We start from the raw sequence: 12,975 nt of genomic DNA on the forward strand, positions 1-12,975 counted from the left end.
GCCGTTCCGGACACCTCCTGGCCACCGACGGCCGGGAAGTGTCCGAAACGGTGATCATGAGCCGCGCAGGCCGCGGAGGAGGCCGGGCTGCTGCGCCACGCCCGCGGGCCGGACGGTAGGAAGGGCCCGTGAGCGAGAGCCCCTTCCCCGCCCTGCCTCCCGTGCCCGCGCCCGACCTCGAGGCGCGACGCGAGGCCGTCGCCCGGTACGAGGCGCTGGCGGTGCCGGCGGGCGGGCTGGGGGTGCTCGCCGACCTGGGCCTGTGGCTGGCGTCGATGCAGGGTGTCTGCCCACCGCGACCGCCCGCGCGGGCCCGCGTGGTCGTCGTCGCGGCGGACCACGGGATCGCCGCGGCGGGGGTCTCCGCCTACCAGCCCGAGGTGACCGCACGGCAGGTCGCGGCCACGCTCGAGCAGTCCGCGCCGGTCGCGGTGGCGGCGTCGGTGTCCGGCGCGTCCGTCCGCGTGGTCGACGCCGGGCTGGACCGCGAGGCGATGCTGCCCGGCCAGGAGCGGTTCAAGGTCCGCCGGGGCAGCGGCCGCATCGACCGCGAGGACGCGCTCACCGCCGCCGAGGTCGGGGACGCGATCCGGATCGGGCGCGCGCTGGCGGACGAGGAGGTGGACTCCGGCGCGGACCTGCTCGTGCCCGCCTCGCTCGGGGTCGGGGCGACCACCCCGGCGTCGGCGCTGGTCGCGACCGTGACGGGGGCGGAACCGGTCGCCGTGGTCGGGCGGGGGTCCGGTATCGGGGACGACGCCTGGATGCGCAAGGCCGCCGCGATCCGGGACGCCCTGCGCCGGGCCAAGCCGCACGTCCGCGACCCGTACGCGCTGCTGCGCACCGCCGGCGGCGCCGACCTCGCGGTGCTCACCGGGTTCCTGGTGCAGGCCGCGTTGCGCCGGACCCCCGTGCTGCTCGACGGGCTGGTGGTCGGCGCCGCGGGCCTGCTGGCCGACGAGCTCGCCCCGGGCGCGCACCAGTGGTGGCTCGCCGCCCAGCACTCCCCCGAGCCCGCGATGACGCTGGTGCTGCAGCACCTGCAGCTCGTGCCCGTGCTGGACCTGCAGGTCCGGCACGGCGACGGCACGGGCGCGGTCGCGGTGCTGCCGCTGGTCCAGGCGGCCGCCCGGCTGCTGGGCGAGACCGCGACCGCGGAGGCCAGCGGGATCGCGCCGGTGCGCGCCGTCACGGGATGAGCGCGGACGAGCGCCGCGCGGGCGCCCTCGGCCTCGCGCTGAGCCTGCTGACCGTCCTGCCGGTCCGGACCGGGACACCGTCGCCGCGGGCCGCGGCCGGGGCGCTGCGCTGGGCGCCGCTCGTCGGGGCCGGGCTGGGCGCCGTGGCCGGGCTGCTCGTGTGGGGCCTGGCCGCGCTGGGCGTTCCGGGGCTGGTGGCGGGCCTGCTCGCCGTCGGGCTGCTGGCCCTCGGGACGCGCGGGATGCACGTCGACGGGCTGGCCGACACCGCGGACGGGCTGGGCTGCTTCGGTCCGCCGGAGCGGGCGCTGGCCGTGATGAAGGACGGCGGTGCGGGACCCTTCGCCGTCGTGACGCTGCTGGTCGTGCTCGGGGTGCAGGCGGGATCGCTCGGCGCCCTGACCGGCTGGCAGGTCGTGGCCGGGACCGCGATCGCCGTCGCGAGCGGGCGGGCGGGCTTCTGCTGGGTCGCCCGGCGCGGGGTCCCCCCGGCGCGGCCGGGCGGTCTCGGGGCGCTCGTGGCGGGGTCCCAGCCGGTGTGGGTGGCGCCGGTGTGGTGGATCGTGCTGGCCGGCACGGGCTTCGCCGTCGCCGGCTGGCGGGGCCCGGCGGGCGTCGCGCTGGCGGCCGTGCTCGTCGTCGTGCTCTCGGCGCACACCGCACGGCGGTTCGGCGGGATGTCCGGGGACGTCCTGGGCGCGGCGGCGGAGCTGGGCACCGCCGCCGTCCTGCTCCTGCTAGGCGCCTGACCGCGCCCGGGCGGCGAGATCAGAGAACGGTCATCCAGCCGTGCGTGTCCGTACCGGTGCCGCGCTGGATGTCGGTGAGCAGCGTGCGCAGGCGCATGGTGATCGCGCCCGGCTCGCCGTCGCCGACCCGGATCGTCCCGACGCCGTTGTTCTCGCTGAACTTGACGTTGCCCACCGGCGTGATCACCGCGGCGGTACCGCAGGCGAACACCTCGGTGATGGCCCCGTCGGCACAGCCCACCAGCCACTCGCGCGCGGAGATCTTGCGCTCGGTGACCTGGCAGCCGATCTCCTTGCCCAGGGTGAGCAGCGAGTGCCGGGTGACGCCCTCGAGGATGCTGCCGGACAGCTCCGGCGTGACCAGCTCGGCCGACTCCCCGGAGCCGAAGACGAAGAACAGGTTCATCCCGCCCATCTCCTCGACCCAGCGCCGCTCCGCGGCGTCGAGGTAGGCGACCTGCGCGCAGCCGTGCTGCGCGGCCTGGGCCTGCGGCAGCAGCGAGGCGGCGTAGTTGCCGCCGCACTTCGCCATGCCGGTGCCGCCCACCGCGGCGCGCGTGAAGTCCGTGCACAGCCAGACGTCGACGGGCTTGACCCCGCCCGGGAAGTACGCGCCGGCGGGTGAGGCGATGAGCAGGAAGAGGTAGGAGTCGGCGGGCTTCACGCCCAGCCCGACCTCCGTCGCGATCATGAAGGGCCGGAAGTAGAGCGACTCCTCGCCACCGGCCGGGGGCACCCAGGCGCGGTCGACCGCGACCAGCTCGCGCAGCGCGGCCAGGAACAGCTCGTCCGGCAGTTCCGGCATGCCCAGGCGGACCGCGGACCGGCGGAAGCGCGCCGCGTTCTCCTCCGGGCGGAACGACGCGATCGTCCCGTCCGGCTGGGTGTAGGCCTTGAGCCCCTCGAAGATCTCCTGCCCGTAGTGCAGGACCATCGTGGCCGGGTCGAGCGCGATCGGCCCGTACGGCTCGACCCGGAAGTCGTGCCAGCCCTCCCCGACGGTCCACCGCATCGACACCATGTGGTCGGTGAAGTGACGACCGAAGCCCGGGGCGGCCAGGATCTCGTCGCGCCGCTGGTCCGAGGCCGGGGCGGGGTTCGGGATACGGGTGAACAGCGGCGCGCTCATGCGTGAACGGTAACCCGCGGGGCAAGGCGCGCGTCAGCCGGTCGGGAGCCCGATCATCGGACGTGCGACGGCACGAACGGCGGCTTCACCACCTGCGTCTCCAGCGCCCGCCCGCGGACGTCCACGGTGACGGTGTCGTCGACGGCGACCCCCGCCGCGGTGTCGATGAGGGCGAGCGCGATCCCGGTCCTCAGGGTCGGCGAGAAGGTGCCCGAGGTCGTCACGCCGACCGGCTCGCCACCGGCGAGCACGGTCATCCCGGCCCGCGGGATCCCCCGACCGGTGGCGCACAGTCCGCGCAGCCGCCGCGTCGGGCCGGCCTCCCGCTCGGCCAGCAGCGCCTCGCGGCCCCAGAACGCCGGCTTCGACCAGCCGACCGCCCACGAGCTGCCGGCCTGCACGGGCGTGATGTCCTCGCTCAGGTCCTGCCCGTGCAGCGGGTAGCCCATCTCGAGCCGCAGCGTGTCCCGCGCGCCCAGCCCGCACGGCCGCCCGCCGAGCGGCTCCGCGCCCGCGAGCAGCCCGTCCCAGACCGCGGGCGCCTGGGCGGCCGGGACCAGCAGCTCATAGCCGTGCTCCCCGGTGTACCCGGTGCGGCAGACGCGGACGGCGCCGGCGTCGACGAAGGCCATGTACTCCAGGCCTGCGACGCCCGAGAACCCGGCGAACATCGTGGCGAACAGCTCGGCCGAGCGCGGGCCCTGCACCGCGATCACGGCGAGCTCGCGGTGCCGGTCGACGACCTCGACCCCGGCCGGGGCGGCCGCGCGCAGCAGCGTGGCGACCCGCCCGGCGTTGGCGGCGTTGGGGACGAGCAGGACCTCGTCCGGCCCCTCGAGGTAGGCGATGATGTCGTCGACGACGCCCCCGGTCTCGGTGCAGCACAGCGTGTACTGCGCCTTCCCGGGCGCGATCCTCCCGAGGTCGGCGGTCAGGCAGGAGTTGACGAACTCGGCCGCCCCCGGGCCGCGGACCGACAGCTTGCCCAGGTGGCTGACGTCGAAGATCCCGACGGCCTCGCGCACGGCGGTGTGCTCGGCCACGGTGCCGGCCGGGTAGGCGATCGGCATGGACCACCCGCCGAAGGCGCCGAGGGTCGCCCCCAGCGCGACGTGCCGGTCGTGCAGGGGCCCCGTGATCAGCTCGTCGCTCACGCGCAAACCGTACTCAGGCCGCCTGCTCCCCCGGCGGCTCCTCCTGCACCGCGGGAGGGCGGCGGCGGGCCCGCAGGGCCGACAGCTCGGACAGCCCCCAGCCGACGAGCAGGGCGCCGACGGTGATCAGCACGGACGTCCGGGGCAGCAGCGCGGCCAGTCCGACGCACAGCACGAACCCGACGGCAGGCACCCACGCCGGGGCCCGCCGGCCGGGCACCCGCAGCGTGGCCGCGTGCACGATCGCGTAGTGCAGCAGCATCGCGCAGGCGGACAGCGCGATGGAGGCGACCGGACCGGCGAGCACGGCGACGAGGATCGCCAGGGCGGCGCCGACGACGTCGGATCGCCAGGGGGCGCCGCTGCCGCAGACCTTCGCGAACGAGCGGGGCAGGTCCTCGCGGGCGCCCATCTCCATGGCGGTGCGGCTGATCCCGACCAGCACCGCGAGCAGCGTCGAGCCGGCCGCCGCGGCGGCGCCGATGCGCACCAGCACCCCGAGCGCCGGCGCCTGGCCGGTGTCGACGAGCGCGACCAGCGGGGCGTGCTCCTCGCCGATCCGGTCCGTGCCCAGGCCCATCAGCAGCGCCCCGGCCACGGCCAGGTAGGTCAGGGTGCACACGCCGAGCGCGATCGGGATCGCGCGGCGCAGCGTCCGGGCCGGGTTGCGGACCTCCTCGCGGTAGGTCGCCACGTTGGCGAAGCCGACGAACGCGAAGAACACCAGCCCCGCCGCGGACAGCACGCCGAGCGCGCCCGGCGAGGCCTGCGGGACGGGCACGGCGACGCCGCGGGCCTCCCCCGCGGCCGTCACGGACGCCGACACCGTCTGCTCCCCGCCGGGTCCCAGCAGGCCGACGACGACCACCACGACCAGCACCGCGAGCGTCCCGCCGGCGAGCAGCCAGGAGGACCGGGCCGTCGTGCGCACCCCCACGACGTTGAGCACGGTCGCCGCGACGATCACGACGATCCCGGCGACCAGCGGGTTCGACGGCAGCACGTACGCCCCGAACACGCCCGCCGCGGCCGCCGCCGAGGCGACCCCGCCGGTCAGCAGCGTGACGCCGGCGAGCCGGCCCGCCACGGGGTGCAGGCGCTCGCGCGCCGCGACGTAGCCGGCGGTGTAGCCGGCGGAGAAGGTCGCCCGGCCCGTCCCGCCCGCGAGCACCAGCTCCGCGGTGGACAGTACGCACGTCCCGGCCACGACCGCGGCGAGCAGCACCGCCAGCAGCAGCCACGGTCCCGCCGCCGCGCCTGCGGGCGCGAAGACGGCGAAGACGCCGGAGCCGAGCATGGCGACGAGCCCGAGCACCACCACGTCGGCGGTACCCAGACGGCGGCCGAGGGTCGTTGCCACGGGGACCACCATTGCATCCGACCCTGTGCGATACGGCCCCGTGACGGTGTCATTAGCATCTCGAAGAGGTCTCGCCGGGCGCTCGGACCGCTCGTCGACGGGCGGCGCGGCGCCCGGGCCCGGCGGATCCCACCCTTCACGCCGCCGTGCGCAGCGCCCGGCGCGGACCCGACCGAGGAGACCCGCCTTGACGACCACCGTCCCGCAGACCGGCACCCGCATCGGCGCCCTCGAGGGCCCCGCCGCGGCGGCGGAGGCCGACGTCCTCGTCGTCGGGGTGCTGCCGGGCCCGAACGGCAACGGTGAGAACGGCACCGCGGAGCCCGTCCTCGCCCCCGGGGCCGAGGAGGTCGACGCGGCCTTCGACGGCACCCTCGCCGGGCTGCTCGCGCTCGCCGGTGCCACCGGCAAGGTCGAGGAGGTCGTGAAGCTGCCCTCGCGCGGGGCGGTCGGCTCGCCGCTCGTCGTCGGGGTGGGGCTGGGCAAGCCGGACGAGTCCGGCGCCGTCCCCGCGGACCGGGTGCGGCGGGCGTCCGGCGCCGTTGCCCGCGCACTGGCGGGCAGCGGGCGCGTGGTGAGCACCCTCGGTGCGGTCGACCTGACGGCCGCCGCGGAGGGCGTACTGCTCGGGGCGTACCGCTTCACCGCCTTCAAGGGCGACCCGACGGCCGGGAAGAAGCCGATCGAGTCCGTCGAGTTCCCCCGGGCGGACGCCGACGTGCTCGAGCACGCCTTCGCGGTCGCGCAGGCGGTGACCACCGCGCGGGACCTCATCAACACCCCGCCGAACGCGCTCTACCCCGAGACCTTCGCCGCGCGCGCCCGCGAGCTGGGCGAGGCCGCCGGGCTGGAGGTCGAGGTGCTCGACCACGAGGCGCTGGCCGCCGGTGGCTACGGCGGCATCCTCGGGGTGGGGCAGGGCTCGTCGCGGCTGCCGCGGCTGGTCCGGCTGCGCTGGTCCGGCGGCGAGAACCCGGTCAAGAACGTCGCGCTGGTCGGCAAGGGCATCACCTTCGACACCGGCGGCATCTCCATCAAGCCCGCGGCCAACATGGACCATATGACCTCGGACATGTCCGGGGCCGCAGCGGTGATCGCCACGACGGTGCTGGCGGCCCGGCTGAACCTGCCCGTGGCCGTGACCGCGACCGTGCCGATGGCCGAGAACATGCCGTCGGACACCGCGTACCGGCCCGGCGACGTGCTGTCGATGTACGGCGGCAAGACGGTCGAGGTGCTGAACACGGACGCCGAGGGCCGGCTGATCCTGGCCGACGCCATGGTGCGCGCGGCCGAGGACGACCCGGACTACCTCGTCGAGACCTCCACCCTGACGGGCGCGCAGATGGTCGCGCTCGGCACCCGCACCGCGGGCGTGATGGGCAGTGACGAGTTCCGCGACCGGGTCGCCGCGCTCGGCCGGGCGGTCGGCGAGGACGCGTGGGCCATGCCGCTCCCCGAGCACCTGCGCGGCGAGCTCGACTCGCGCATCGCGGACCTGGCCAACGTCACCGGCAACCGGTTCGGCGGGATGCTGGCGGCCGGGGTCTTCCTGCGCGAGTTCGTCGCCGACGGGCTGCCGTGGGCGCACATCGACATCGCCGGGCCGTCGTTCAACACCGGCGGGCCCTGGGGCTACACGCCGAAGGGCGGCACCGGCGTCCCGGTGCGCACCCTGATCGCGCTCCTCGAGGACATCGCCGCGAACGGCTGACCGGCAGGTCGCGCCGGGGCTCCCGCGAGTCGGGCGGCCGTGGGCTCCCGCGAGTCGGGAGCTCCGGCACCGCGAGTCGCGCTGTGAGCTTCCGCGAGTCGCGCTGTGAGCTTCCGCGAGTCGCGCTGTGAGCTTCCGCGAGTCGGGAGCTACGCGGGGGCGCTCCCGCGGCGGGCGCGGCGGAGGGCGCGGTGACGGACCACCGCCGCGACCACCACCGCGGCGAGCGAGCACAGCGGCGAGGGGAAGCCGAGGAGCAGGCCGAGCGTCACGTCCACCACCGGGGCGGCGACGACCAGCGCGAACACCCAGGGTGGTGCGGTCGGGAGGGTGACCGACCGCCCGCCCCGGGTGCCCCACCTCGTGCGCCCGCCGGGCTTGGCGACCGACAGCCAGGCCTGCACGGCGATCGCGCCCGCCATCGGCGCCGTGCCCACGACCAGGGCGGGCGAGACGCGGAGCGTGTCGGCGGCGGTGTCGAGCGCCTCCGACAGCACGAAGATCCCCAGGTAGAGCTGCACCAGGGTGATGAGGAGCTTCGTCAGCACCCACCGGTGCACCGCCAGCCCCCACGCGGTGCCGAGCGAGAGCACGAGGCCGGTCGCGGCGGAGGTGTTGGCCAGGGGCGCGAGGAGCTGCGTGTCGAGGTGGTGGGCGGCCTCGACCGCCCACGGCGCGCCGCCCCGCAGGGCCGGGACGAGCAGCGCGAACAGGGCGAGCGCGCAGGTCATCCAGCCCACCGAGGACAGGACGTGCGCCCAGACGGCCAGCCGGCGCCAGGTCCGCGCCGCGACGCCTCCCCGTCCCGCCGACGCTCCCGACGACCCTCCCGACGACGTCCCCGACGACCGGGCCGGCGGACGGGCGGTGGCCGTGGTGCGCGAGCGGGCGGGTGTCGAGGCGGGTGTCGAGGCGGGCACGCACCGAGTCCACCGGGCGGCGACGGACCGGACATCGGGGCCCGTCCCGGACCCGTCTCGGGGGTTCCCTGATCGCTACCCGCGGGTAGGGTCAGGCGCGTGATCCGCCGCAGTGTCGCCCACTCGGTCCCCGCAGGCTCCCGCTCGGCCGTCGTCACCGGTGGTGGGCGCGGCATCGGCGCCGCGATCGCCCGTGAGCTCGCCGGGCGCGGCTACCGCGTCCTGGTCACGGACGTCGACGAGGCCGCTGCGAAGTCCACCGCGGCGGAGATCGGCGGGGAGCCCGCCGCGTACGACGTCACCGACCCCGCCGCGGCCCACGCGATCGCGGCCCGGGCCCGCGGGATCGCCCCGCTCGGCGCGTGGGTGAGCAATGCCGGCGTCGGGACGGGCGGCCCGCTCGCCGAGCTGACGGACGCCGAGGCCAGGGCCCTGGTCGAGATCAACCTGCTCGGCCCGGTGTGGGGCTCCCGCGCGGCGATCGCCGCGTTCCGCGAGCAGGGCGGCGGGGGCGACCTCGCGATCACCGCCTCGCTGTCCGGGCTCGGCCCGGTGCCCGGCCTCTCCCTCTACGCCGCGACGAAGGCAGCCGTGCTGTCCCTCGCCTCCGCGCTCTCGGCCGAGGTGCGGGCGGACGGGATCCGGGTGCACGCGATCAACCCCGACGGCGTCGCGACGGCCCTGCTCGAGACGATGGAGCCCCGAGCGCGCGCGCTCGTGCGCTCGGGCGTGCTGCTCAGCCCGGAGCGCGTGGCCACCGAGCTGGTCGGCCTGTTCGGGACCGGCCGCGTCTACAAGACGGTGCCCGGCTGGCGCGGCGCGATGATGCGACTGTCCGCCCTGGCCCCCGGCCCGCTGCTGCGCGCCGCCCCCGTGCTGCAGGCGATCGGTGCGCGCAAGAGTCACTAGGAACCGTAGCCGCCGAGCTCCCCCAGCCCGCGCCGGCGCTCGCGCTCGCGCAGGACCCGCTGCCGGGCGTCGTGGTCGCGCATCCGCTGCGGGTAGCCGACGAGCTGGACGTCGTAGACAGGGATCTTCAGCGACCGGGCGAGCCTGCGGGCGCCCTCCGGCCCGGCGACCCGGCGCCGCGTCCACTCCCCGTCCTTGGCGACGAGGACCATGGTCGTCTCGGTCACGGCGGTGCGGGGTTCGACGAAGGCCTCCACGCCCTCGCGCATCGCCGCCCAGGCGCGCAGGTACTCGGCGTCCTCGGCCGCGGCACCACGCCGCCCACCGGCGCGCTTGCGGCCGAACAGTCCCATGAGGCCTCCGCTCCCCTCGACAGCTACCCACCCAACGCGCGACCTGTGCGGATTTCTCCCGGACCGGTTCCAGCGACTGTTGCCACCGAGTGACAAGATGGGGCCGCCCCGGACGGAGCACCGGGTCGCCGGACGCACTGACGCCGCGAGTGAGGAGAACGGACGTGCCCGAACGGACTGCCGATCTGGTGATCCTCGGCGGCGGTTCCGGTGGTTACGCGTGTGCCCTGCGGGCCGCCGAGCTGGGCATGTCGGTGGTGCTGGTGGAGAAGGACAAGCTCGGCGGCACGTGCCTGCACCGCGGCTGCATCCCCACCAAGGCCCTGCTGCACGCTGCCGAGGTCGCCGACGCCGCCCGCGACGGCGCCAAGGTCGGCGTGCTCTCCCAGCTGATGGGCATCGACATGGCCGGGGTGAACACCTACAAGGACGGCGTGGTCGGCCGGCTCTACAAGGGCCTGCAGGGGCTGGTGAAGTCCCGCAAGATCGAGCTCGTCGAGGGCGCCGGCACCTTCCGCGGCCCGCGCTCGGTCGAGGTGGACGGCACCACCTACGCCGGCCGGAACGTCGTGCTGGCCACCGGCTCCTACTCCAAGACCCTGCCCGGGCTGGAGATCGGCGGCCGGATCATCACCTCCGACCAGGCCATCGCCCTGGACGAGGTGCCCCGGCGGGTCGTGGTGCTCGGCGGCGGGGTGATCGGGGTCGAGTTCGCCTCCGTCTGGCGCTCCTTCGGCGCCGAGGTCACCGTCGTCGAGGCCCTGCCCCGGCTGGTCCCCAACGAGGACGAGTTCGCCTCCAAGCTGCTCGAACGCGCCTTCCGCCGCCGCAAGATCACCGCGAGGACCGGGGTCGAGTTCACCGGCGCCAAGCAGGTCAACGACACCGTCACCGTCTCCCTGGAGTCCGGTGAGGAGATCGAGGCCGATCTGCTGCTGGTCGCGGTCGGGCGCGGCCCGAACACCACCGGGCACGGCTACGAGGAGGCCGGGCTGGGGATGGAGCGCGGGTTCGTCACCACCGACGAGCGGCTGCGCACCAACCTCGAGGGTGTCTACGCCGTCGGGGACATCGTGCCCGGCCTGCAACTGGCCCACCGCGGGTTCCAGCAGGGCATCTTCGTGGCCGAGGACATCGCCGGGCTCGACCCGGCCCCGATCGACGAGGCCGGGATTCCGCGGGTCACCTACTGCGAGCCCGAGGTGGCCTCGGTCGGGCTCACCGAGGCGCAGGCCAAGGACAAGTTCGGGGAGATCGAGACCCTGACCTACGACCTGGGCGGCAACGGCAAGTCGCAGATCCTGCAGACCTCCGGCGCGATCAAGCTCGTGCGCGCGACGGACGGCCCGGTGGTCGGGATCCACATGGTCGGCGCCCGCGTCGGCGAACTCATCGGCGAGGCCCAGCTCGTCTACAACTGGGAGGCCGAGCCCGGCGACGTCGCCCCGCTCGTGCACGCCCACCCCACCCAGAACGAGGCGTTCGGCGAGGCACACCTCGCCCTGGCCGGCAAATCCCTGCACACCCACGGCTGAGGTCCCGAACGGACCACACCCACCGCACGTCGAAAGAGGATCCGAGCAGACATGGCCTTCTCCGTCCAGATGCCCGCCCTCGGTGAGAGCGTCACCGAAGGCACCGTCACCCGCTGGCTCAAGGCGGAGGGCGACACCGTCGAGGTCGACGAGCCGCTGCTCGAGGTCTCCACCGACAAGGTCGACACCGAGATCCCGTCCCCGGTCGCCGGCGTCCTGCAGCGGATCGTGGCCGGCGAGGACGAGACCGTCGAGGTCGGGGGCGAGCTCGCCGTGATCGGCGACGAGGGGTCCGACGAGGGTGCGGCGCAGCCCGAGGCCCAGCCCCAGTCCGAGGCGGCGGAGCCCGAGGCCGCGCAGGCCGAGCCCGAGGCCGCGGAGGCCGAGCCGGAGCCCGCGCAGGCCGAGGAGCCGCAGGAGGCCCCCAAGGCCGCGACCGGCACGTCCTCCGGCGGCGGCACCCCGGTCACCATGCCCGAGCTCGGCGAGTCGGTCACCGAGGGCACGGTGACCCGCTGGCTCAAGCAGGTCGGCGACACCGTGGAGATCGACGAGCCGCTGCTCGAGGTCTCCACCGACAAGGTCGACACCGAGATCCCGTCGCCGGTCGCCGGCACGGTCCTCGAGCTGTCCGTCGGCGAGGACGACACCGTCGAGGTCGGCGGCCAGCTCGCCGTCATCGGCGACGCGGACGCCGCCTCGGCCCCCGCCGAGGAGAAGGCGCCCGAGCCCCCGAAGGCGGACGCCCCGAAGACCGAGGAGCCCACGCAAGAGGCCCCGAAGGAGCCGGTGAAGGAGGAGCAGGCCGCCCCGGAGCCGGCGGAGCCGGAGACCGAGGACACCGCCCGCGCCGCCGAGACCGCGCCCGCCCCGTCGGGCGGCGGGTCGGGCAACGGCAAGGCCGAGACCAAGGGCACCTCCGCCCCGCCGTACGTCACCCCGCTGGTCCGCAAGCTGGCCGCGGAGCACGGCGTGGACCTCGACACCATCGAGGGCTCGGGCGTCGGCGGCCGCATCCGCAAGCAGGACGTACTCGCCGCGGCCGAGGCCGCCAAGGCCCCGGCGCCCGCCGCGGCCCCCGAGCAGCCGGCCCCGGCGGCCGCCGCGCCGACCGGTGCGCCGAAGGAGCCCACGAAGGTCCCGGCGCGCGCCGCCGACGCCCCGCAGCCGGGCACCACGGTGAAGATGCCGCGCCTGCGCCAGGTCATCGCCCAGCGCATGACCGAGTCGCTGCGGGTCTCCGCCCAGCTGACCACCGTGCAGGAGGTCGACGTCACCCGGATCGCGAAGCTGCGCGCCCGGGCGAAGGCGGCCTTCGAGCAGCGCGAGGGCGTCAAGCTCACCTACCTGCCGTTCTTCGCCAAGGCCACGGTCGAGGCCCTCAAGGCCTTCCCCGCCGTCAACGCCTCGATCACCGGGGACGGCAAGCAGATCGAGTACCACGGCAACGTCCACCTGGCGATCGCCGTCGACACCCCGCGCGGCCTGCTCGTCCCGGTGATCAAGAACGCCGAGGACCTGTCGCTGGCCGGGCTCGCCCGCAAGATCGCGGACGTCGCGGCCCGCACCCGCAACAACACGATCAAGCCGGACGAGCTCTCCGGCGGCACCTTCACGATCACGAACATCGGCAGCGCCGGCGCGCTGTTCGACACGCCGATCATCAACCAGCCGCAGGTCGCGATCCTCGGCACCGGTGCGATCGCGAAGGAGCCGAAGGTCGTGGCCGGGCCGGACGGCGAGGACGTCATCGCCGTGCGGTCGGTCTGCTACCTGCCGCTGACCTACGACCACCGGATCGTCGACGGCGCCGATGCCGGCCGGTTCGTCAGCGCGATCCGCGCGCGGCTGGAGGAGGGCGCGTTCGAGGCCGAGCTCGGTCTCTGACGCCCACTCACGACGGCTCACAGCCGGAGGGGTCCCGCAGGTCGCGGGGCCCCTCCGGCCGTTCTC

General features: G+C 75.4%; 11 protein-coding genes. 6 read left to right on the plus strand and 5 right to left on the minus strand.

What is annotated here, in order from left to right; all coding sequences use genetic code 11:
* Positions 1-128: 128 nt before the first annotated feature.
* Positions 129-1,199, plus strand: a complete 1,071-nt coding sequence (locus tag ABD990_RS08055; RefSeq protein WP_345379421.1) for a nicotinate-nucleotide--dimethylbenzimidazole phosphoribosyltransferase — start codon at positions 129-131, stop codon at positions 1,197-1,199.
* Entirely contained in the window at positions 1,196-1,948 is a 753-nt protein-coding gene (locus ABD990_RS08060; RefSeq protein ID WP_345379423.1) for an adenosylcobinamide-GDP ribazoletransferase, read from the plus strand. Before ABD990_RS08055 ends, ABD990_RS08060 begins: the two co-directional genes overlap by 4 nt.
* Positions 1,949-1,967: 19 nt before the next feature.
* Here ABD990_RS08060 and ABD990_RS08065 read toward each other — a convergent pair whose 3' ends face one another.
* The 3 genes from ABD990_RS08065 to ABD990_RS08075 are packed head-to-tail and all read right to left on the minus strand — an operon-like array spanning position 1,968 to position 5,591.
* Complete coding sequence (locus ABD990_RS08065) at positions 1,968-3,077, minus strand: branched-chain amino acid aminotransferase (protein WP_345379424.1); 1,110 nt, start codon at positions 3,075-3,077, stop codon at positions 1,968-1,970.
* Between the two features lie 53 nt (positions 3,078-3,130).
* Positions 3,131-4,231 carry a glycine cleavage system aminomethyltransferase GcvT gene (gene gcvT / locus ABD990_RS08070; protein WP_345379425.1) on the minus strand — a complete coding sequence of 367 codons (1,101 nt, stop codon included), beginning with the start codon at positions 4,229-4,231 and terminating at the stop codon, positions 3,131-3,133.
* Between the two features lie 13 nt (positions 4,232-4,244).
* The gene (locus ABD990_RS08075; RefSeq protein WP_345379426.1) at positions 4,245-5,591 is read right to left on the minus strand and encodes an APC family permease; all 1,347 of its coding nucleotides are present in this window, start codon (positions 5,589-5,591) and stop codon (positions 4,245-4,247) included.
* A 187-nt stretch (positions 5,592-5,778) separates the two neighbouring features.
* Between ABD990_RS08075 and ABD990_RS08080 the strand changes: the two genes are divergently transcribed.
* The gene (locus ABD990_RS08080; protein WP_425569540.1) at positions 5,779-7,305 is read left to right on the plus strand and encodes a leucyl aminopeptidase; all 1,527 of its coding nucleotides are present in this window, start codon (positions 5,779-5,781) and stop codon (positions 7,303-7,305) included.
* A gap of 149 nt (positions 7,306-7,454) precedes the next feature.
* Here the strand turns inward: ABD990_RS08080 and ABD990_RS08085 are convergent, their stop codons facing one another.
* A complete protein-coding gene (locus ABD990_RS08085) occupies positions 7,455-8,225 on the minus strand; it encodes a hypothetical protein (protein WP_345379428.1) in 771 nt (256 codons plus the stop codon).
* Positions 8,226-8,324: 99 nt separating this feature from the next.
* On the opposite strand from ABD990_RS08085, the gene ABD990_RS08090 reads away from it, so the two are divergent.
* The gene (locus ABD990_RS08090) at positions 8,325-9,134 is read left to right on the plus strand and encodes an SDR family NAD(P)-dependent oxidoreductase (protein WP_345379430.1); all 810 of its coding nucleotides are present in this window, start codon (positions 8,325-8,327) and stop codon (positions 9,132-9,134) included.
* On the opposite strand, the gene ABD990_RS08095 is transcribed toward ABD990_RS08090, so the two are convergent.
* The gene (locus ABD990_RS08095; protein WP_345379431.1) at positions 9,131-9,487 is read right to left on the minus strand and encodes an oxidoreductase; all 357 of its coding nucleotides are present in this window, start codon (positions 9,485-9,487) and stop codon (positions 9,131-9,133) included. The genes ABD990_RS08090 and ABD990_RS08095 overlap by 4 nt on opposite strands.
* Before the next feature lie 164 nt (positions 9,488-9,651).
* Between ABD990_RS08095 and lpdA the strand changes: the two genes are divergently transcribed.
* Positions 9,652-11,022: a dihydrolipoyl dehydrogenase gene (gene lpdA, locus ABD990_RS08100; RefSeq protein WP_345379432.1), complete on the plus strand. Its 1,371-nt coding sequence runs from the start codon at positions 9,652-9,654 to the stop codon at positions 11,020-11,022.
* A 51-nt stretch (positions 11,023-11,073) separates the two neighbouring features.
* On the plus strand, positions 11,074-12,909 hold the full coding sequence (sucB, locus tag ABD990_RS08105) for a 2-oxoglutarate dehydrogenase, E2 component, dihydrolipoamide succinyltransferase (RefSeq protein ID WP_345379433.1): 1,836 nt from the start codon (positions 11,074-11,076) through the stop codon (positions 12,907-12,909).
* Positions 12,910-12,975: the final 66 nt, after the last annotated feature.

This window comes from Pseudonocardia yuanmonensis (genome assembly GCF_039542425.1).
GTDB lineage: Bacteria > Actinomycetota > Actinomycetes > Mycobacteriales > Pseudonocardiaceae > Pseudonocardia > Pseudonocardia yuanmonensis.

What these genes read in the sequence shown, in the direction of transcription:
- ABD990_RS08060 (WP_345379423.1), top strand. Translation starts at nt 1,196, where the DNA reads ATGAGCGCGGACGAGCGCCGCGCGGGCGCCCTCGGCCTCGCGCTGAGC.
- ABD990_RS08065 (WP_345379424.1), bottom strand. Translation starts at nt 3,077, where the DNA reads ATGAGCGCGCCGCTGTTCACCCGTATCCCGAACCCCGCCCCGGCCTCG.
- ABD990_RS08095 (WP_345379431.1), bottom strand. Translation starts at nt 9,487, where the DNA reads ATGGGACTGTTCGGCCGCAAGCGCGCCGGTGGGCGGCGTGGTGCCGCG.
- sucB (WP_345379433.1), top strand. Translation starts at nt 11,074, where the DNA reads ATGGCCTTCTCCGTCCAGATGCCCGCCCTCGGTGAGAGCGTCACCGAA.